General features: G+C 58.7%; 16 protein-coding genes. All 16 read left to right on the top strand.

Features of this window, described 5'->3' with window-relative positions; translation table 11 throughout:
• Window positions 1-142: 142 nt before the first annotated feature.
• Complete coding sequence (locus tag RTH74_RS21680; protein ID WP_206408975.1) at window positions 143-883, top strand: flagellar basal body rod protein FlgF; 741 nt, start codon at window positions 143-145, stop codon at window positions 881-883.
• A 46-nt stretch (window positions 884-929) separates the two neighbouring features.
• A complete protein-coding gene (gene flgG / locus RTH74_RS21675) occupies window positions 930-1,715 on the top strand; it encodes a flagellar basal-body rod protein FlgG (protein WP_074681288.1) in 786 nt (261 codons plus the stop codon).
• 38 nt (window positions 1,716-1,753) lie between these two features.
• Window positions 1,754-2,476 (top strand): flagellar basal body L-ring protein FlgH, encoded by a 723-nt coding sequence (gene flgH / locus RTH74_RS21670; protein ID WP_074916121.1) that lies wholly within the window; start codon window positions 1,754-1,756, stop codon window positions 2,474-2,476.
• 256 nt (window positions 2,477-2,732) lie between these two features.
• Window positions 2,733-3,812, top strand: a complete 1,080-nt coding sequence (locus RTH74_RS21665) for a flagellar basal body P-ring protein FlgI (protein WP_037002928.1) — start codon at window positions 2,733-2,735, stop codon at window positions 3,810-3,812.
• Between the two features lie 13 nt (window positions 3,813-3,825).
• Window positions 3,826-5,010, top strand: coding sequence for a flagellar assembly peptidoglycan hydrolase FlgJ (gene flgJ, locus RTH74_RS21660; RefSeq protein ID WP_316916015.1), 1,185 nt, complete (start codon window positions 3,826-3,828; stop codon window positions 5,008-5,010).
• Window positions 5,011-5,019: 9 nt separating this feature from the next.
• Window positions 5,020-7,065, top strand: coding sequence for a flagellar hook-associated protein FlgK (gene flgK, locus RTH74_RS21655; protein ID WP_316916014.1), 2,046 nt, complete (start codon window positions 5,020-5,022; stop codon window positions 7,063-7,065).
• 68 nt (window positions 7,066-7,133) lie between these two features.
• Window positions 7,134-8,822 carry a flagellar hook-associated protein 3 gene (locus RTH74_RS21650; RefSeq protein ID WP_316916013.1) on the top strand — a complete coding sequence of 563 codons (1,689 nt, stop codon included), beginning with the start codon at window positions 7,134-7,136 and terminating at the stop codon, window positions 8,820-8,822.
• A gap of 40 nt (window positions 8,823-8,862) precedes the next feature.
• Entirely contained in the window at window positions 8,863-10,194 is a 1,332-nt protein-coding gene (locus RTH74_RS21645; RefSeq protein ID WP_316916012.1) for a UDP-glucose/GDP-mannose dehydrogenase family protein, read from the top strand.
• A gap of 123 nt (window positions 10,195-10,317) precedes the next feature.
• Entirely contained in the window at window positions 10,318-11,088 is a 771-nt protein-coding gene (rfbF, locus tag RTH74_RS21640) for a glucose-1-phosphate cytidylyltransferase (protein ID WP_316916011.1), read from the top strand.
• A complete protein-coding gene (rfbG, locus tag RTH74_RS21635; protein WP_316916010.1) occupies window positions 11,085-12,161 on the top strand; it encodes a CDP-glucose 4,6-dehydratase in 1,077 nt (358 codons plus the stop codon). The genes rfbF and rfbG overlap by 4 nt, the downstream gene beginning before the upstream one ends.
• Window positions 12,152-12,709: a dTDP-4-dehydrorhamnose 3,5-epimerase gene (gene rfbC / locus RTH74_RS21630; RefSeq protein WP_316916069.1), complete on the top strand. Its 558-nt coding sequence runs from the start codon at window positions 12,152-12,154 to the stop codon at window positions 12,707-12,709. Before rfbG ends, rfbC begins: the two co-directional genes overlap by 10 nt.
• On the top strand, window positions 12,706-13,929 hold the full coding sequence (locus tag RTH74_RS21625; protein ID WP_316916009.1) for a class I SAM-dependent methyltransferase: 1,224 nt from the start codon (window positions 12,706-12,708) through the stop codon (window positions 13,927-13,929). Before rfbC ends, RTH74_RS21625 begins: the two co-directional genes overlap by 4 nt.
• A complete protein-coding gene (locus RTH74_RS21620) occupies window positions 13,926-14,768 on the top strand; it encodes an NAD(P)-dependent oxidoreductase (protein ID WP_316916008.1) in 843 nt (280 codons plus the stop codon). The genes RTH74_RS21625 and RTH74_RS21620 overlap by 4 nt, the downstream gene beginning before the upstream one ends.
• A 44-nt stretch (window positions 14,769-14,812) precedes the next feature.
• The gene (locus RTH74_RS21615; protein ID WP_316916007.1) at window positions 14,813-15,814 is read left to right on the top strand and encodes a class I SAM-dependent methyltransferase; all 1,002 of its coding nucleotides are present in this window, start codon (window positions 14,813-14,815) and stop codon (window positions 15,812-15,814) included.
• Window positions 15,807-16,580 (top strand): cephalosporin hydroxylase family protein, encoded by a 774-nt coding sequence (locus RTH74_RS21610; RefSeq protein WP_316916006.1) that lies wholly within the window; start codon window positions 15,807-15,809, stop codon window positions 16,578-16,580. The genes RTH74_RS21615 and RTH74_RS21610 overlap by 8 nt, the downstream gene beginning before the upstream one ends.
• Window positions 16,581-16,617: 37 nt before the next feature.
• On the top strand, window positions 16,618-21,753 hold the full coding sequence (locus tag RTH74_RS21605) for a glycosyltransferase (protein ID WP_316916005.1): 5,136 nt from the start codon (window positions 16,618-16,620) through the stop codon (window positions 21,751-21,753).
• Window positions 21,754-21,924: the final 171 nt, after the last annotated feature.

The following is a 21,924-nucleotide window of genomic DNA, read 5'->3' as shown; positions in this document are numbered from 1 at the left end:
CCGCCGCACTTCTATAGCGTTCATGCTGATCTTATAAAGTCCTTTTAAATCAGTATCTTGTGTTTATTTTTCGAGCCTGGCACGGCGCTTGCTGTAGTCACTGCAAAGAGCCAAGGGCGTGTCGCCCACTCGGAGAATTACCATGGACAAGATGCTGTACGTCTCCATGACCGGAGCGCAGAACAACACACTGGCTCTGCGCGCCCACGCCAACAACCTGGCGAACGTTTCTACCTCGGGTTTTCGTCGCGACTTCGAGCAGGCGCGTTCCATGCCGCTGTTCGGTGAAACCTATCCCGCTCGCGTATTTGCCATGAGCGAACGCCCGGCCACGGATTTTCGCGCGGGTTCGCTGCAGGAAACCGGACGCGACATGGACGTGGCGATTGGCGGCAAGGGCTGGATCGCCGTGCAGGCACCCGATGGCAGCGAGGCCTATGTTCGTACGGCCAGTCTGAATATCGATGCCTTGGGCGTGCTGCGTACCGGCAACGGTTTGCCGGTGATGGGCAATGCCGGGCCGATTGCCGTGCCGCCGGAGCAGAAGGTGGAAATCGGCCAGGACGGCACTATCAGCATTCGTGCGCTTGGTGAAAACCCCAACGTATTGGCTGAAGTCGACCGCATCAAGCTGGTCAACCCTGATCCGAAAAGCATGGAGAAGGGCACTGATGGCCTGATCCGTGTGAAGGGGCAGCCCGAGGTAGAGGCCGATGCAACCGTTCAGGTGACTTCGGGTTTCCTCGAGGCGAGCAACGTCAACGCCGTTGAAGAGATGACTGCCATTCTCTCCCTGTCCCGCCAGTTCGAGCTGTCGGTGAAGATGATGCGCACCGCCGAGGACAACTCGTCGGCCATGGCGCGGGTTTTGCAAATTAGCTAATTACCAGCACGCGGCGCCGTAAAACCGGCGCCCGAGGAGAATCGATATGCTTCCGGCACTGTGGGTCAGCAAGACCGGTTTGTCCGCTCAGGACATGAACCTGACCACCATTTCCAACAACCTGGCCAACGTGGCGACCACGGGCTTCAAGCGTGATCGCGCGGAATTCGAGGACCTGCTCTATCAGATCCGTCGTCAACCAGGTGGCCAGTCCAGCCAGGACAGCGAGCTGCCTTCGGGTTTGCAGCTCGGCACTGGTGTGCGCGTGGTGGGTACGCAGAAGATCTTCACCGCCGGTAGCCTGCAAACAACCGAGCAACCGCTGGACATGGCGGTCAATGGCCGTGGTTTCTTCCAGATTCTGCAGCCCGATGGCACCGTTTCCTATACCCGTGATGGCAGCTTTCACCTCAACTCCGATGGGCAGATCGTCACCTCTCAGGGCTTTGCCCTGGAGCCTGCAATCGTGCTGCCCAACGAGGTGCGCACCTTCACTGTCGGTGAAGACGGCACTGTCTCGGTGACCACGGCTGGCAACCCGCAGCCGCAGATCATCGGCAATCTGCAGTTGGCTGACTTCGTCAACCCGGCAGGCCTGGAAGCCATCGGTAACAACCTGTTCCTGGAGACCGGTTCCAGTGGCGCTCCGCAGGTGGGCAATCCGGGCCTCAATGGCCTGGGCACCACGCTGCAGAACACCCTGGAAAACTCCAACGTCAGCGTGGTGGAGGAGTTGGTCAACATGATCACCACCCAGCGTGCTTACGAGATGAACTCCAAGGTGATCTCCACCGCTGATCAGATGCTGTCGTTCGTGACGCAGAACCTCTGATTTTTTGACACTGTTTTGAACGCCGCGAGGTAGTGGTTATGAACCGGCAAATTCTCTGTTTCCCCCTGTTGGCTGGCGTGCTGCTCTCCAGCGGCTGCATGGCGCCGACAGCCAAGCCGGACGATCCCTATTACGCGCCGGTATTGCCGCGTACGCCACTTCCGGCTGCACAGAACAATGGTTCGATCTATCAGGCGGGTTTCGAGAATGGCCTGTATGACGACCGCAAGGCATTTCGCGTGGGTGACATCATCACCATCACGCTGAACGAGCGCACCCAGGCCAGCAAGAACGCCAACAGCAATCTGCAGAAAGACAGTAGCGGAACCCTCGGCGTGCCCAACCTGTTCGGCATGGCTGTCGCGCCGGACAACCCGCTGCGCAGCCTCAGCGCGCTGGGTATGACCAACAACAACCTGAGCCTGGATTCGAGCTGGAACTCCCAGCGTGACGCCACCGGCTCTGGTCAGGCAGGGCAAAGCAACAGCCTGTCCGGCTCGGTCACCGTGACCGTCGCTGAAGTGCTGCCCAACGGCATTCTGGCGGTGCGTGGCGAGAAGTGGATGACCCTCAATACCGGCGATGAGCTGATGCGTATTTCCGGGCTGGTGCGTGCCGACGACATCTCTACCGACAACACCGTGTCTTCCACTCGGGTTGCCGATGCGCGCATCACCTATTCCGGTACGGGTGCCTTCGCCGACGCCAGCCAGCCCGGGTGGATGAGTCGTTTCTTCATGAGCCCGCTGTGGCCGTTCTGATCGCGGGGAACTGTAGATGAAAACCTGGCTGACTCACTCTCCGTCCCTGTTACTCGAGCACCTGTCCAATTGGTACGCGCGAGTGACGGCCAGCGGTTCGGCGCGCAAGGCTTTCGCTGTGACCTCGGCAACCAAGCGAGGGGCGCGAGTTCATAGCGGTGAGTCGGCACAGGCTGGCGCATGCCGCCGGCAGTTCGCCGTCGCTCATCGTGGCTATCGTCACCGCGGCGCCAATGACTGGCTGCTGCTGGCGACCATGCTTGCCTGCATGCTGTTGAGCCTGCCGACCCAGGCCGAGCGCCTGAAGGATCTGGCGTCGATCCAGGGTGTGCGTAGCAACCAGTTGATCGGTTACGGCCTGGTGGTCGGCCTCAATGGCAGTGGCGACCAGACCACCCAGACGCCTTTCACCGTGCAGACCTTCAATAACATGCTGGCGCAGTTCGGCATCAAGGTGCCGCCAGGTGGCAACGTGCAGTTGAAGAACGTCGCTGCGGTGTCGGTGCATGCCGACCTGCCGGCGTTCGCCAAACCGGGGCAGACCATCGATATCACTATCTCGTCTATCGGTAACGCCAAGAGCCTGCGCGGCGGCAGCCTGTTGATGACGCCGCTCAAGGGCATCGATGGCAACGTCTACGCCATTGCCCAGGGCAACCTGGTGGTCGGCGGCTTCGATGCCAGTGGCGCCGATGGCTCGCGCATCACCGTCAACGTGCCGTCTGCCGGGCGCATTCCTGGTGGTGCCACCGTGGAGCGACCCGTACCGAGCGGTTTCGATCAGGGCAACTACCTGACTCTGAACCTCAATCGTCCCGACTTCACCACGGCGAAGAACATCGTCGACCAGATCAACGATCTGCTCGGCCCTGGCGTTGCCCAGGCCATCGACGGCGGTTCGATTCGCGTCAGCGCGCCGCTCGACCCGAATCAACGCGTCGACTATCTGTCGATCCTCGAGAACCTGCAGGTCGAAGCCGGCAAGGCAGTAGCCAAGGTCATCATCAATTCGCGTACCGGCACCATCGTCATCGGCCAGGACGTCAAGGTGCAGCCGGCTGCCGTTACTCACGGCAGCCTGACCGTGACCATCACCGAAGACCCTATCGTCAGTCAGCCCGAAGCGCTCTCCGGTGGGCAGACCGCAGTGGTGCCTCGTTCGCGTGTGGGTGCCGAGGAAGAGGCCAAACCGATGTTCAAGTTCGGCCCCGGCACCAGCCTGGACGAAATCGTGCGTGCAGTTAACCAGGTGGGCGCGGCACCTTCCGACCTGATGGCCATCCTGGAGGCGCTCAAGCAAGCCGGTGCCTTACAGGCTGACCTGATTGTGATCTGAGGAGGATTGCCATATGGATTCTCGACTCTCAGCCGGTCTGCTCGGCAACGGTAAAAGCCCGATCGACAGTGGTGCGTTCACCGATCTGAATCGCCTCAACCAGTTCAAGGTGGGCGGCGATACCGAGCAGAACATCCGCAAGGTCGCCCAGGAGTTCGAATCGCTGTTCATGAACGAAATGCTCAAGGCCATGCGTTCGGCCAACGCCGCGTTCGGCGAGGGCAACTTCATGAACAGCAACGAGAGCAAGACCTACCAGGATATGCACGACCAGCAGTTGGCCGTGACGCTCTCCAAGGAAGGGCGCGGTATCGGTCTGGCTGATGTGCTGGTGCGGCAGATGTCGAAGATCAAGCAGCCGTCGAGCCGTCCCAATCCCTTCGCGCAAATCGAGCAACCGGTTGCTACGTCGAGCGAAACCAAAGCCGATAAGGTCGCCAGCAGCGAAGGCTTCCGTGATGACGTGGCGCTGCTCAATCGCCGTCGCCTCTCCGTACCGGGCAAACTGGCAGATCGCCTGTTGGCCGGTATCGTGCCATCGGCCGCAGAAGGCGAGGGCAAGGCCCTGGCCGGCAGTGACTGGATTCCGGCGAAGACCGGCGCCGCGTCCAAGGATGTAGGCCTGAGTCTGGCCAACAGCGATGCCTTGACGGGACGCCGTATCGCCCAGCCGCCGCTGGCACCGGGCAAAGCTGCATTCAGCTCACCGCAGGAATTCGTCACAACCATGCTGCCGATGGCTGAAGCAGCCGCGGAGAAGATTGGCGTCGACCCGCGTTACCTGGTGGCCCAGGCCGCGCTGGAAACCGGTTGGGGCAAGTCGATCATCCGCACCCGTGATGGTGACAGCAGCCACAACCTGTTCGGCATCAAGTCCCATGGCAGCTGGGAGGGCGAATCGGCCCGCGTGCTGACCACCGAATACAAGGGTGGCAAGGCGGTCAAGGAGGCGGCCAGCTTCCGTGCTTATGACTCCTATGCGCAGAGCTTCGACGATTACGTCAGCTTTTTGCAGAGCAACGGTCGCTACGAGAAGGCTCTGAACGTCACCGAGAACCCGGAGCGTTTCGTCAAGGAGCTGCAGCAGGCCGGCTACGCCACCGACCCGAACTATGCGCGCAAGATCTCGCAGATCGCCCGCAAGATGCAGACCTATCAAGCAATCGCCGCTGCCGATAGCGCCACTACAAGGACTTGAGGTTGAATCATGGCTGACCTGTTGAACATAGGCCTTTCGGGCCTGGCAGCGAACAAGACTTCGCTGGCTGTTACCGGCCATAACATCGTCAACGTCAATACGCCTGGCTTCTCCCGTCAGGAGACGATTCAGGCCACGCGTACGCCGCAGTTCAGTGGCGCGGGTTATATCGGCTCGGGTACGACCCTGACTGATGTCCGTCGCATCTACAACGAATTCCTCAATACCCAGGTACGCAGCAGTACGGCGCTGAACAGCGACACCAAGGCGTACCTGAGCCAGATCAACCAGCTCGACTCTCTGCTCGCCGGCAGCAACACCGGCATCACTCCGGGGTTGCAGAAGCTGTTCTCGGCCCTGCAGACCGCGGCCGAAGACCCGGCGAACGTACCTGCGCGGCAGTTGGCGCTGTCGGAAGCAGAGGGGCTGGCCAAGCGTTTTAATACCGTTTACGACCGCCTGAACGAACAGAACGCATTCATCAACAAGCAGCTGTCGGCGGTTACCGATCAGGTCAATCAGTTGGCCACCGCGATCGCCGGTTACAACGATGCGATCGCCGTGGCCGCCTCCAATGGGCAGGCACCGAACGACCTGCTCGATGCGCGTGAAGAGGCGGTGCGCAAGCTTTCCGAGTTCGTTGGCGTGACCGTGGTGCCGCAGGACGACAGCAGCTACAACCTGTTCATCGGCTCCGGTCAGCCACTGGTCGTCGGCAAGCAGGCCGCTCGGCTCGAAGTGGTGCCAGGGCAGGCCGATCCGCTGCGGCACGAGGTGCAGTTCGTTAGCGGCAATTCGCGGCAGAACGTCACCTCGCTGATCACCGGTGGTGAGATGGGCGGCCTGCTGCGCTACCGCGAGGACGTGCTGGACACTTCGCTCAATGCCGTGGGGCGCCTGGCACTGTCGGTCGCCGACCAGATCAACCGGCAACTGGGGCAGGGCCTGGATCTCAATGGTCAGTTCGGCAACGAGCTGTTCCGTTCGATCAATGACCCTGCGCTGCTCAGTCAGCGCAGCTTGGCGCGGGTCGGCAACAGCGATCCCAACGCCAACCTCAACGTCACGCTCACCGACACCTCGCGCCTGACTACCAGCGACTACGAAGTGCAGTTCACCAGTGCCACCGAGTACGTGATTCGGCGGACGTCCGATGGCACGCTGTTTCCGCCGACCCCGGCGACCTTCGACATCACTACGGTGCCTGCGCCTGAAGTGGACGGCTTCTCCCTCGGCGTGGCCGGTGGCACCTTCGCTGCCGGTGATCGCTTCCTGGTGATGCCGACCCGTAACGCCGGTCGTGATGTCCGTGCGGACATGAAGAACCCCGAGGAGCTGGCCTTCGCTGCGCCGCTCAAGGCCGAAACCAGCCCGGCCAATATCGGCACCGGCAAGATCACTCAGCCGAAGCTGCTGACCGAAATCAATATCTACGACCCGGTCGCACAGGCGGATCTGGAGACCAGTCTGCGCAATGCGCCACCGCTGCGCATCGTGATGGGGGCGGGCGGCGGTGCGACGCAGAGCTATGACGTGGTCGATATCAACGGCAACGTGATCGACACCGGCAGCATCGTTCCAGGGCAGGACAACGCGCTGACCATCAGCGTGCCGGCCAACCCACCTGCGGTTCCCGCTGCATTCGACTACCAGGTGACCATCAGCGGCAGGCCGTCGGGCGGCGACAACTTCTCGGTGTCGTTCAATACCAATGGTGTATCGGACAACCGTAACGCGCTGAATCTGGTCAACCTGCAGAACAAAGCCGTGATCGGGGTCAACCCTTCGGCGCCCGATACCACGGGTTCGAGCTTTTCCGACTCGTATGGCGATCTGGTGGAGCGGGTCGGTACGCTCACCAGCCAGGCGCGTGTAGATGGCGAGGCGACCGGCGCGATTCTCAAGCAGGCCACCGATAACCGTGACTCGGTTTCCGGGGTCAACCTCGATGAAGAAGCGGCCAAACTGATCCAATTCGAGCAGTACTACCAGGCATCCGCACAGATCATTCAAGTTGCGCGTAACCTGTTCGATACTCTGATCAATACATTCTGATAGTCGCTTTCCCGAGTTCGGCAAGGCGCGGCCTGTACAGATGACAGGCGTTGCAAGAGGCAAGCCCCATGGTTATGCGCATCTCATCCATTCAGGCGTTCAATAACGGCGTTTCCGGTCTGGGGCGCAATTATTCGAATCTGATTCGCACCCAGGAGCAGATCAGCAGCGGCAACCGCATCCTGACCCCGGCGGATGATCCGGTGGCATCGGTTCGCCTACTGCAACTCGAGCAGCAACAGGCGGTGCTCAAGCAATACAGCGACAACCTGACAGCCGCGAAGAACAGTCTGACTCAGGAAGAGACCACACTGAACTCGGTCAATACTGTGTTGCAGCGTGTGCGTGAGCTGGCCGTGCGGGCCGGTGGCGGTTCGCTTTCATCGGAGGACCGCAACTCCATCGCCAAGGAGCTTGCCGAGCGCGAGGCCGAGCTACTCAATCTGATGAACAGCCGCAATGCTCGCGGCGAATACCTCTTCTCCGGTTTCCTGGGCAAGAACGAGCCTTTCGTGCGTAACCCGGATGGCACCTACTCGTACTTCGGCGACGAAGGGCAGCGGACGCTGCAGGTAGCCAGCTCGACCAACGTGGCGATCAACGACAACGGCAAGCGCCTGTTCGAGGATGTCACCAACGCCAATCGTGTGGCTAACGGCAATGGAGTCAATAACCCGGCACTGCCATCGCCACCCTTGCCGGCGACCACTATTCCCGCAGTGCCCAGCGCTGATCAGCGGGTGTTCATTTCGCCAGGGCTGGTCGAGGACAATCGCGCATTCAACTCCGATTTCCGAGGCGGCGAGCCCTATTCGCTGGCATTCGTCAGTGGCACCGAGTTCCGCATTTACGATGCCAGCGGTGCTGATGTGACCTCCGAGATCCCCGGCGGGGGCAAGATCGATCCGCTGGTCAATGGCGGCAATGTCATCAACTTCCGTGGTATGCGTTTTCAGCTCGATGTCGTCTTGAAAGAGGGCGACAACGCGCTGGATCTCGACAACCTGCTGGCCGACATCCAGCCTCCTGCCACCGCCGGTTCGCCTGGTATCGGCACCCACAGTTTCACGTTGCAGTCCGCTCCGACCGAGTTCGCCGTGACCCGTGCCTCTACCAACGGTTCGGCCGCTGTGGTGGCTGGGGGCAACATCGTCAACCAGGCCGTTTTCGACAGCCAGTTCCCCACCTCTGGCGTGGTGCTGCGCTTCACCGATGACACCAACTACGAGGTTTATGCCCAGCCGGTCGGCCCCAACAGTCCGGTGCTTGCCACTGGAACCGTGACGGCTCCGTACCCTGCCACCTTCACGGTCTATGGCGCGGAGTTCACGATGTCCGGCCCGGCAGCCGCTGCAGGCGGAGACGAGTTTGGCGTGCAGCCGCAATTCCAGGAGCAGCGCAGCATCCTCAACACCATCTCCCGTCTGCGCCAGGCACTGGAGTCATCACCGACCTCGCCGGCAGGCAACCTGGCTGTGCGCGACGAAGTGGCCATCGCCCTGAAGAACCTCGACAACGGTATGGGCAACGTGCTGGAAGTGCAGACCGAGATCGGCGCGCGCCTCAACATGATCGACACCACCAGCGTCGACAACGAGGACGTGACCCTGGTGAACAAGTCGGTGCAGGCCGAGTTGCGCGAGCTGGATTACGCCGAGGCATTGTCGCGCCTGTCGTTCCAGACCATCATTCTCGAGGCGGCGCAGCAGAGCTATGTGAAGATCGCCGGGTTGAATCTGTTCAACCAGCTGCGTTGAGTTGACGATGCCTTTTGCCTGATCCCATTTAGGATGTCGTATGAATATCTGTGTATTCGGTGCCGGTTACGTTGGGCTGGTTCAGGCTGCCGTTCTCGCCAATGTCGGCCACAACGTTCTATGCATCGAGACCGACGAGGGGAAACGGGCAGTCCTGGAGAAGGGCGGGATTCCGATATACGAGCCGGGTCTTCAGGGGCTGGTTGCGACCAACCATGGCGAAGGCCGTCTGCGGTTTTCGGGAAGCCTGACGGACGCGGTGCATCACGCCGATATTCATTTCATTGCCGTGGGCACGCCTTCGGATGGGAATGGGCACGCTGATCTGACCTTCGTTCATGAAGTCGCCAAGGGTATTGCTCTGGTGGCTGAGAAGGATCAGTTGATCATCAATAAATCCACCGCGCCGGTAGGCACTGCAGACGCCATTCATCAGGCGATGCGCGATACCTTGGAGGCCCGGGGTCGTGGGGATATTCAGGTCGATGTCGTTTCGAACCCTGAGTTTCTCAAGCAGGGAGCGGCGGTCAGCGACTGCCAGCGTCCGGACAGAATCATTATCGGTTCCAGTAACCCGGCCAGTATCGAGGTATTGCAGGAACTGTATGCACCCTTCAACCGCAATCGGGAAAAAATCATGGTCATGGATCGGCGCAGTGCTGAACTGACCAAGTACGCGGCCAACTGCTTCTTGGCGACCAAGATCTCGTTCATGAATGAAATGGCCAATCTGTCCGAGCTGTTCGGTGCGGACATCGAGGCCGTGCGCCGAGGTATCGGGGCCGATCCGCGTATTGGCTACGACTTCATCTACCCTGGGTGTGGCTATGGCGGAGCCTGTTTTCCGAAGGATGTGCGGGCGCTGAAAGCGTCGGCGCAAGGCGAAGATTACGAGCCAGCTATTCTGGCTGCAGTGGAGTCGGTCAACGAAGCGCAGAAGCGAAAACTGGGCCATAGCCTGCAGGATTTTTATGCGGGTGACTTGCGCGGTCGGGTAATCGCACTCTGGGGGTTGGCATTCAAGGCTAATACCGGCGACATGCGCGACGCCCCAAGTCGGGTGTTGATGGAGCATCTCTGGAGTCTCGGCGCTACGGTCCAGGCATTCGATCCTGAGGCCATGCCAGAGTGTCGACGTCTCTATGGCGAGCGGGCCGATCTATTGCTTGTCAACAGCAAGGAGGAGGCGCTCGTCGGTGCTGATGCATTGGTGGTAGTCACCGACTGGCAGAGTTTCAAAGCGCCGGATTTCCCTCTGATTCGTCGTACCCTCGGCGATGCGGTGGTCTTCGATGGGCGTAACCTGTACGACCCCCATGTGATGAAGCGTCACGGGCTGAAGTACTTCTCCATCGGTCGGCAACCGGTCTGACCCTTACTTCTGTCTGAGGGCTGCCTAGATAGGGGTGGCCCGCTTGTTGCTATACCTGTATATCGGGCAACAAAATGCCGACTAATTGACGATTGGTCGAATATCCGGGGCAGGGGAGTAGCGATGAAGGCGGTCATTCTTGCCGGCGGGCTGGGTACGCGTATCAGCGAAGAGTCTCACCTGCGGCCCAAACCCATGATCGAAATCGGTGGTAAGCCGATTCTCTGGCACATCATGAAGATCTATTCCCACCATGGCATTCAGGACTTCGTTATCTGCCTGGGCTACAAGGGTTATGTGATCAAGGAATACTTCGCCAACTACTTCCTGCATATGTCCGACGTGACCTTCGACATGTCGAAGAACTCCATGGAAGTGCATCAGCGTTATGTAGAGCCCTGGCGAGTCACGCTAGTCAATACCGGCGAGGACACCCTGACCGGCGGCCGGCTGCGCAGGGTGCGCGAGCACCTGGGCGATGAACCCTTCTGTTTTACCTATGGTGACGGCGTTGCGGACGTCGACATTCGAGCTTTGATCGACTTCCACAAGGCACACGGCAAACCGGCTACGGTCACTGCCATCCAGCCGCCTGGTCGTTATGGCGCCCTGAATATGGAGGGTGATCGGGTGGGAGCCTTTCAGGAGAAACCCGCAGGCGACGGTGCCTGGATCAATGGCGGATTCTTTGTGCTCAACCCCTCGGTCATCGACTATATCGACGGCGACCAGAGCAGTTGGGAGGGCGAACCGCTGACGCGACTTGCGGACGAGAATAATCTGATGGCCTTTCGTCATTGCAGCTTCTGGCAGGCGATGGATACCCTGCGTGACAAGAATCAGCTTAACGACCTCTGGCTCAGCGGCAACGCACCCTGGAAAGTCTGGCAATGACCGCATTCGCGACGAGTTACCGGGGGCGCAGGGTGTTGCTGACTGGGCATACCGGATTCAAGGGCAGTTGGCTTGCTACCTGGCTGGTCGAACTCGGAGCCGAAGTGACCGGTTTTTCCCTGCCGCGCGAGATGGACGGCGATACACCTCATTGGGATGTGTTGCGCCTGCCGATTGCTGATCGACGTGGTGATATGCGTGATGCCGTCGCGCTGCAGCGCTTGGTCGCCGAGTGCAGGCCCGAGATCGTATTCCACCTAGCGGCCCAGTCACTGGTGCGGCCCTCCTACCGTCAGCCTTTAGATGCCTGGTCGAGCAATGTGCAGGGCACTGCCAACCTATTGGAGGCCTGCCGCGTGATCCCTGGCGTTGCCGCTGTAGTGGCGGTCACCACAGACAAGGTGTATGCCAATCGGGAATGGCCTTGGGGGTATCGTGAGTGTGACCAGCTGGCTGGTCATGACCCCTACAGCGCCTCCAAGGCGGCCGTCGAGCTGCTGTGTGACAGCTACCGCAAGTCGTTCTGGCACCGCTCGGGCCCGCTGCTGGCGACAGCTCGCGCCGGTAATGTGATCGGTGGCGGAGACTGGGCGGAAGATCGGCTGATTCCCGATCTGGTTCGTGCTATGCAGGCTGGGCAGCCGCTACTGATTCGCTCGCCTTCCTCTACGCGCCCTTGGCAGCACGTGCTTGAGTGTCTGTCCGGCTACCTGCTGCTGGGCCAGCGCTTATTGGAGGGGGATCGAACTTGCGCCGAAGCCTGGAATTTCGGCCCGGCGCACGAGGCCAATCGCAGTGTGGCTGAAGTACTTCAAGCGTTGCGTGAGTACTGGCCAACACTCAACTGGCAAACTGGTGCCGAGGACGGTTTGCATGAAGCACGCTTACTTTATCTGGACTGCGCCAAGGCCCGCGCCGGGCTGAACTGGATGCCAGTCTGGCCGCTGGCTACTGCGTTGCAGATGACTGCCGACTGGTATCGTCGTAGCCATGAGCGAGGTGAGACCTGCACCCGTGAGCAATTGCTGCAGTTCATCGATGCTGCGAGGCGGGCCAGTTGCGTATGGGCCTGACGGCGAGCGCAACTCCGATCGACGGCCTGCTGCGCGTCGACTGCGATTCCTATCGCGACGAGCGGGGCGCTTTCACCCGTCTGTTCTGTGCCAGCGAACTCGCACCGCTGCTAGGCGAACGACGCATCGTGCAGATCAACCAGTCGCTCACCCGCCAGGCGGGGGCGGTACGCGGTCTGCACTTCCAGCATTTTCCTCATGCGGAGATGAAGCTGGTGCGTTGTATCCGTGGAAAGGTATGGGATGTTGTAGTGGATTTACGTCGTGACTCTACGACCTTCCTGCGCTGGCATGCTGAAGTTCTGAGTGCGGAAAACCAACGTTTGCTGGTGATACCCGAGGGCTGTGCCCACGGTTTCCAGGTGCTGGAGGAGGACAGCGAGATGCTCTACCTACACACCGAGTTCTATTGCCCCAACGCTGAGGGTGGTGTGTGCCACGATGATCCTGCGCTGGCCATCACCTGGCCGTTACCGGTGCGAGATTTGTCGAAGCGCGACCGACAGCATGCCCCAATTACCTTGGCCTTCAACGGACTGGCACCATGAACTGTCGCCATTGTGAGGCCCAACTGCGGCATTCCTTCCTCGATCTGGGGCATGCGCCGCCGTCGAATGCTTACCTGACAGAAGCGGATCTGAGCCGGCCCGAGCGCTATTACCCGCTGCGCCTGTGGGTCTGCGAGGAGTGCTGGCTGGTGCAGACCGAGGATTACGCTGACGCCGGCGAGCTGTTCGACGCTGACTATGCCTATTTCTCCTCCACTTCCAGCAGTTGGTTGGAACACGCACGTATCTATACCGAGCGTATGCGCGAGGCCCTGGAGTTGGGAGCGAACAGCCTGGTGATCGAGGTGGCTTCGAACGATGGCTACCTACTGCGCAACTTCGTCGAGGCTGGAGTGCCTTGCTTGGGAGTCGAACCTACCGCCAGCACTGCCGAAACTGCCGAACGACTAGGTATTCCTGTATTACGCGAGTTCTTTGGCGAGGCTCTCGGCCATCGCCTGGCTGATGAGGGTCGGAAGGCCGACCTGTTGCTGGGCAACAACGTGTTCGCCCATGTGCCGGATATCAACGACTTCTCACGCGGGTTGAAAGCAGCGCTCAAGCCAGGCGGCACTCTGACTTTGGAATTTCCGCACCTGCTGCGTCTGATCGAGCTGGTGCAATTTGACACTGTCTACCACGAGCACTTTTCTTACCTGTCTCTGTACAGCGTGCAGCGCATTCTAGAGGCGGTCGGCTTGCGCATCTTTGATGTGGAAGAGCTACCGACCCATGGTGGTAGCCTGCGTATATTCGCTTGCCATGCAGATGATCCGCGCAGCATTGAGTCCAGGGTCGCTGCTGTGCTTGAGGAGGAGTTGCAAGCGGGCCTGCGTACTCTCACTACGTATCAGGAGTTTCAGTTCCGCGCAGACCGCGTCAAGGACAACCTGCTGGCTTTTCTGATAGAGCAGAAGCGCACAGGGCGTCGGGTGTTGGCCTATGGCGCTGCTGCCAAGGGCAATACCATTCTCAACTATGCTGGGATCAAGCCAGATTTGCTGCCGTGCGTGGTCGATGCTGCACCCTCGAAGCAGGGGAAATACATGCCCGGTAGCCACGTTCCGATTCATCCCGTCGCCATGCTTGAGCAAATGCAGTGTGACTACTTGTTGATCTTGCCGTGGAATATTGCAGATGAGGTCACTCGGCAACTAGCGCATTTGACTGAGTCCGGAGTGCGATTCGTCACCGCTGTTCCGCATCTGGTGATCAAGTGAACCGTCGCGTCTTACTGACCGGTTCGACGGGGTTTGTCGGGCGCCAGGTATTAGCTGCTCTGCGTGAGGCGCCAGTAAGCATCCGACTTGTTACGAGGGAGAACGGGTTGCGGGACGGGGAGGTCGACTATCGTGGCCTGGAGGTTTTCCAGTCTGCAGACATTTTCTCCGAGGGGCTGGATTGGTGGGTATCTGTTTGCTCCGGGATCGATACAGTCATCCATGTAGCCTGGTATGCGGAGCCGGGACGGTACTTGGAGTCTCCGAAGAACCTAGACTGCTTGAGTGGCACACTGACTTTAGCCAAGGCTTGTGCGCAGGCGGGTGTCCGGCATTTCCTAGGCGTTGGAACCTGTTTCGAGTACGACTTGAAAGGCGGACTGCTTTTCGCGGATACGCCACTTAAGCCCGTAACGCTCTACGGTGCGGCAAAGGCCGCTACATATTTGTCATTGGCACGGTATTTCGACGACCTCGCTATGGAGTTCTCCTGGTGCCGCCTCTTTTATCTCTATGGAGAAGGAGAAGATGAGCGGCGGCTGACTGCATATATACGCACCTGTCTTTCTCGAGGCGAGCCCGCGAAGCTATCCAGTGGCGGACAGGTACGGGACTTTATGGATGTGAAGGTCGCGGGCCAGGCGATAGCAAAGGTTGCAATGGGGCCCGGTCGTGGGGCCATGAATATCTGCTCGGGCAAAGGTGTCTCTGTCCGCGAACTGGCGGAGCGTATTGCCGACGAATATGGACGGCGTGATCTCCTGCATTTTGGCGCTAGACCTGACAATGCAAGTGAGGTGCCGGTTGTTGTAGGTGTATGTACGGGGGGTGCAGAGTGAAGGTCATATATCGGGAAAAGGGATTCCCCATCTTCCAGAATCGTATGTATGACAATATGGATGAGGCTGTTAATTGTCCGCGAGGTGATATCGAGCTGGTAGAGGATGAAATTACCGGAGTTATTTCCAATTTCGCTTTTCGTCCGGAGCTGATGACGTACGATGGACACTATCAGAACGAGCAAGCACTGAGCCCTCAATTTCGCCTGCACCTACAGGAAGTGGCAGATGTCGTCGAGCGAGACATGGGGCTTTCTCGCCTGGTTGAGGTCGGTTGTGGCAAGGGTTCGTTTCTTGAATTACTGCAGGCTCGTGGGGCGGATATAACTGGTTTCGATGTGACTTACGAAGGAAATAATCCGAGTATTCAACGAAAGCTGTTTTCCGCTGAAGTGACTGTGCAGGCCGATGCTCTCATCCTTCGTCATGTCCTGGAACACATAAAGGATCCTTTTTCCTTCCTTCATCAGTTGAAAGAGGCGAATGGTGGGCGGGGGAGAATTTACATCGAAGTACCATGTTTCGACTGGATTTGTGAGCGCCGGGCTTGGTTTGACATATTTTATGAGCACGTCAACTATTTTAGATTGTCGGACTTCTTCAGGTTCTTTGGGGAGGTAGTCAGTTGTGGGCATCTGTTCGGTGAGCAGTATTTCTACGTAGTGGCCGACCTCGGACTGCTTAGGCAGTGTCCACTTCCCGTCGTGAGTGGCTTCAGCCTGCCGAATGATTTCACTTGCGCTATCGCCAAGAGGCGATCGGGTGATCAAGGCTGTGCGGTGGTATGGGGGGGAGCCTCTAAGGGGGTAATTTTCTCCCTCCTGCGTGCGCGTGCTGGTTATCCCGTCGATAAAGTCATCGATATCAACCCAGAAAAGCAGAGGCGATTTCTACCGGGAACAGGACTGATGGTGCATGCACCGGAACAGGTATTACCTGAATTGCCAAAGGGCTCAAGTATCTACGTCATGAACTCCAACTATCTTCAGGAAATTCGCAGCATGGCGGGCGAAGACTTCATTTATATCGGGGTTGATCATGAGTAAAGATGATATCGGTGTAGGCGAGGGGCAGGTTGGTATTTCTCCATGCAGATCCTTGCGGGACGTTGCAGGGGAGTTCATGTTGGCGTCCATTCAGCCAAAATACTCTTATAACTTCAACTGGCTGGGGCGGCCCATTATCCAGTATCCACAGGATATGGTCGCGATGCAGGAGCTGATCTGGGCCGTTCGTCCGGATCTCATCATCGAGACCGGTATCGCCCACGGGGGCTCTCTGGTGCTGAGCGCGTCCATGCTGGCACTACTGGATATGTTCGATGCGATGGAGCAAGGCGTTCAAATGGATCCCCGAGTGCCTCAGCGAATGGTGCTGGGCGTGGATATAGATATTCGTGAGCACAATCGTGTTGCGATCGAGAAACATCCGTTGTCGTCACGAATCAAGATGATTCAAGGCTCCAGTATTGCTGACGAGGTTGTTGAACAGGTCCGTGAGTTTGCATCTGGGTATTCCCGAGTGCTGGTTTGTCTGGATAGCAACCATACCCATGATCACGTCCTTGCGGAGTTGAATGCTTATGCGTCACTGGTCAGTAAGGATAGTTACTGCGTGGTTTTCGATACTATCGTCGAGGATCTTCCGAAAGAGTTGTCCGGGGATCGTCCTTGGGGGCCGGGGGATAACCCAAAGACCGCCGTTCATGAGTGGATGTCGTTGAATCCAGGCTTTGTGATCGACAAAGATATTGAAAACAAATTGCTGCTGACAGTCTGCCCTGATGGGTACCTGAAGCGTGTTGCCGACTAGTTTGAGCATGCCTGCTTCAGGTTTATGAGGGGATAGTATGTCTACTCTTGTTTCGCACCGGATCGTGATCACGGTTCCCGTATATAACGAAGGCCTCTATATTGAGCAAACGCTTACCTCCTTGGCGGAGCAGCGTTTTCGGGATTTCAAGGTTCTGCTGTCTGACAATGCATCTACTGATGAAACCGGAAATATCTGCCGATCCTTCTGTGAGGCTGACTCCCGATTTGTCTACTTTCGGCACGAAACCAATATTGGCTCAGCGGCAAACTTTCGCTTCTGCCTCGAGGCGACAAGCTCGGATTACTTCATGTGGCTCGGCGGGCATGATCAGCTTCATCCTGAGTTTCTCGAGTTGGCGTCGGCTGAACTAGATGCAAATGAGCATGCCAGCCTTGTTTACGGGCATACCCAATGGATCAACGAAAGCGGAACCGTGCTTGGGTACTCTAATGGAGGCAACTATGTTTTCGCCGAACCGCTAGAAAACTCGGAGCGCTATGTCAGGCTACTGAACTCATTGGATCGTTGTGAAGCAATCAATCAATTGATTCGGCGTAAGTTTATCGACTTTCGCATCGAGCCTGTCATCAGTGGTGATCTAGTCTGGCTCTGCCATCTCGCAGGTCATGGACCATTCCGTCGCTTGGAAAAGCCGCTATACCTGCGGCGTGAGTTTGCCAAGCGTGAAACTACCGCTATACAGCGGTTCGTGGGTAAAAATATCCAGGCAGATTACTCTGGCCTGCGCGACGCATTCATTGATGACATTCGTCACCATCGAGGACTGCGTTCTGAGAGTAAGGAGGCATTGGCCGAACAGGTGGGCCAGTGGATGCATCGACGGTTCGGTGTTCCTTTTCCCGTTTCAGCTCCTGTCAGTTCAGCCCCCACTGGCACTGATGTATTTTTCAGTGTGGTGATGCCTGTCTATAACCGTGAGCGCTATGTGCGCGAGGCGATCAACTCTGTACTGGCGCAGGACCACGGCGATTTCGAGCTGATCGTGGTCGACGATGGTTCCACTGATCGTTCCGTCGAGATCATCCGCTCGATCCAGGATCCGCGCATTCGTCTGCTGCAGAATGACCATGGCGGCGGTGCGGCGGCGCGAAACACTGGTATCGACGCGGCACGTGGTGAGTTCATCGTCTGGATCGATAGCGATGACAGGCAGGCGCGGGGTGCATTGGCCGCACAGCGTCGGGTCATTGTGCAGAACCCGGATGCTGATGTGGTCTATGGCGATCTGGAAATATTCGATGACGTTAGACATCCTGATAAGGTTTTCCGGACCAATTACCCGGACTATCAAGGGCAGTCGTTACTGCCCATCCTGATACAGGGCAATTGCCTGCCGAACCCGGGTACGGCGGTACGTCGATCCTTGTATGCCAAGTACGGCGGCTACGATGTAAGTTTCAGGCGCTGTCACGATTATCAGATGTGGACGCGGCTGGCCGACTCGGCCTGCTTCAAAAAGGTCGAGGCCATCGTATGCCACTGGCGTCAGCACGATGAAAGCCTGTCCAGTGCTAAGACCAAGGCATTCGAGGCGCAAGTCGTGCTCGATGCATTTGCCCGCTACCCTGTGAGTCGCCTGTATCCCGAGTTGGCTGCAGAGCAGAACGCACAGGCGCAGGCACGCTGGAAGGTCACGCAGACCTTGCAGGCGCTTGGCGAATATTCAGCGGCCTTGCGTTCAGGCTACAGGGCTCGAGCACTTGGCCTCGAGGTCTCGTCTGAGCTGGCCGAACTGGAACATCTGGCTGGGGCAGGGCACGAGCCACTGTTTTCCATCATCTTGACCACGTACAACCGCCCTGAGCTGCTCAAGGACGCCTTGGCTAGCGTTGGCCTGCAGAGTTTGAGGGACTTCGAAACCATCCTGGTCAATGACAATGGCATAGTGATCGAGCCGTTGCTGGCGAACTACGATTTCCCTATCACCTATGTGCGCCAGGGGCGTAACCAGGGGCCTGCAGCTGCTCGTAATGCGGCGATACGCCTGGCTCGTGGCCAATACGTCGTTTATCTGGACGATGACGACCGGTACTTGCCCGAGCATCTGCAGGTGTTGGCGGAGGCATTGGACGCGCATCCGGATCGCGTGGTGTATACGGATGCGGCCTTCATCCTGGAGAAGGTCGAGGATGGCAACCGGGTCGAGCTGGGGCGTGAGCAGCGTTATCCGCACGATGAGTACTCGCAAGATCGCCTGCTGGTCAACAACTACATTCCAGTCAATACCTTTGCTTGCCCTCGTACGCTCGCTCTTGATGTCGGTGACTTCGACGAGTCGTTGGCAGGCCTGGAGGATTGGGATTTTCTGATGCGTCTGTGTGCACGCAGCGAGTTTCACCATATCCAACGCGAGACGGTGGAAGTGCGCATGCGTCAGGATCAATCCACTGCGCAGCGGCGATCCCAGCAAGCGCTCAAGGACTATCCAGCACTCTATCGTGAGCTGTATTCGCGCCATTCCGATTTGGGGCGGGAAACGTTGCGACGAAATCGTCAGGCGCTGCTGGAGAGTCTGGGGGCGGGCCCTGGCGAGTCGTCCGGCTTCGCTCTACCAGGCTGGCTGGCGGAGCGTCTACCGACAGCAGCCGAGAACAGTCTGATCGCCGATTACCTGCAGGATCACCAGGGAGGGCCGTTGATTGGCGTGGTGGTAGTCGATAGCGACGACCAGTCCGATCAACTGATGGTCACGCTTAAAAGCTTGCTCGGCGAGCGCTGCCTTTACGCAACATTGCGCATCTTGGTGATCACCTCGGCCGATGTCCCGGCCACCTCGGCGGCGGACAAGCTGCATTTCCTGCAATTGACCGACGAGCCCTTGGTTGAGCAGATCAACCGCGCGGTCGAGGCGAGCGATTGCCAGTGGTTCATGCTGGCGCGTGCCGGAGATGAGTTTACCCAGAGCGGTCTGATGGTCGCTGGGCTTGAACTGGCTGGTAACCCCGACTGCCGCGCGGTGTATGGCGATCAGCTGCAACGCCTGCCGGACGGTAGCCTGGGCGGGGCCTTCCTGCCGGGCTTCAACCTGGATCTGTTGCTCAGCTTCCCGATGGTGATGGCGCGCCATTGGTTGTATCGTCGCGATCTGTTCCTGGCTGTTGGTGGCTTCGATTCGGCGTTCTCCGATGCTTTTGAGTTCGAACTGCTGACCCGCCTTATCGAACAAGAAGGCCTGACTGGGCTGGGGCATATCGATGAACCGCTGTTGATCACCGAAGCGCCTACGCTGCGTGATAATCCTGACGAGCGCCGAGTGATCGAGCGTCACCTGGGTAATCGAGGCTATCAGGCTCAGGTGCTGCCCGGCTTGCCGGGACGTTATCGGGTGCACTATGGCCATGGCGCTGCTCCCTTGGTGTCGATCATTCTCGCCACGGATGTGCCGTTGGCCGCCTTGCAGCGCTGCTCCGACAGCTTGCTGGAAAAGACGGCCTATGGTCATTACGAGCTGTTGCTGGCTGATAGCGGCACGCGGGCTGACGTCAGCGCTTGGCTGCGCGAGGTGGAGTTACTCGGTGATGACAAGGTTCGCGTGTTCCCCGCAGAAGCTGGGCTAGCGCAGAACCGCGCTGCCGAGCAGGCTCGTGGCGAATATCTGCTGCTGCTTTCCGGCGAAGCGGCCGTCGTCAATGCTGACTGGCTGGATGAGTTGCTCAATCACGCTCAGAGGCCGGAGGTCGGTGTGGTCGGCGGCAAGCTGCTGACGTCGAACGGGCGTATCGCCCAGGCCGGGTTGCTGTTGGGGGTCAACGGCCCGGCGACTCCAGCCTTCGCTGGGGAGGCGATGGATGCGGCGGGTTATATGCATCGTCTGCAGGTGGATCAGAACTACAGCGCCGTCGGTGAGCAATGCCTGATGGTGCGTGCTGAAGTGTTCCGTCAGGTTGGTGGGATGGATGCCGGGCTGAATGCCTTCCGCGATGTGGATCTCTGTTTGCGCGTGCGCGATGCCGGGTATCTGACTGTATGGGCGGCAAACGCGATCATCCTGCATGAGACGGAGCAAGTGCGGGCCAGCGCTGCGGCAGAAGATCAGCTTTACGAGCGTTACTTGCCGCAACTGGCAAACGACCGTGCTTACAACCGCAATCTGGCATTGAACGGGCGGGGCTTCGATCTGGAAAGCGACGTGTCCCTGACCTGGCGCCCCCTGAGTTGGCGGCCTTTACCGGTGGTATTGGCCCACCCGGCCGATCCTTGGGGCTGTGGTCATTACCGCGTCATCCAGCCGCTCTCTGCGCTGAAGTCTCAGGGGCTGGCCGATGGCACTCTGTCCATGGGGTTGTTGCAGGTAACCGATCTGGAGCGTTACGACCCGGACGTGGTCGTGTTGCAGCGCCAGATTGGCGATGATCGCCTGGAGGCCATGCGCCGTCTCAAGCGTTTCTCGCGCGCGTTCAAAGTCTACGAGCTGGACGACTATCTACCGAACCTGCCACTGAAAAGCGTGCATCGGGATCAGATGCCTCGCGATATCCTCAAGTCTCTGCGTCGCGGCCTGGAGTTCGTCGACCGCTTCGTGGTGTCCACTCAGCCATTGGCAGAGGCGTTCTCCGGTTTGCATGGCGATATCCGTGTAATCGAGAACCGCCTGCCGGTGAAATGGTGGAAGGGGCTGCAAAGCCAGCGTCGGCGAGGGCGTAAGCCTCGGGTCGGCTGGGCCGGTGGGGTGAGCCATACCGGTGACCTGGACTTGATCGTTGATGTCGTTCGCGAATTGGCGGGAGAGGTCGAGTGGGTGTTCATGGGCATGTGCCCGGATGCGATCCGGCCCTTCATTAATGAATTTCACCCAGGTGTCGATATCGAGTCTTACCCGGTTGCGCTCGCGAGTCTGGACCTTGATCTGGCGCTGGCGCCGGTGGAGGCCAATCTGTTCAACGAGTGCAAGAGCAACTTGCGCCTGTTGGAGTATGGCGCCTGCGGCATTCCGGTGATCTGTAGTGATCTTGTGTGCTATCGCGGAGACCTTCCTGTTACGCGAGTGAAAAACCGCTTCCGGGACTGGGTCGACGCCATACGCATGCATATCAGTGATCTGGATGCTGCTGCGCAGGCGGGTGATCGCCTACGTGAGGCCGTTTATCGTGACTGGATGCTTGAAGGTGAGAGCCTTGAGCTTTGGCGCAAGGCCTGGATGCCTGACTGAATGTGCCGTAAAACCCGTCGAGCACTGCAATAGTGCTCGACGGATTTCAGTCAAAGAGGTCTGAAAGGCGTGTGTTGTTGTTTAAGTGGTTGACTGTAAAGAATAAAAAAAAGCTGAAAATTGTCTCTAAAGCTCCTTAGGCAAGCGCCGATAAAGAGATCGAATGCGAAC

The organism is Pseudomonas sp. zfem001, assembly GCF_032621725.1.
Taxonomy (GTDB): domain Bacteria; phylum Pseudomonadota; class Gammaproteobacteria; order Pseudomonadales; family Pseudomonadaceae; genus Aquipseudomonas; species Aquipseudomonas sediminis.
The sequence above is the reverse complement of the archived record's forward strand: the minus strand, read 5'-3'. Positions and strand labels throughout refer to the sequence as shown.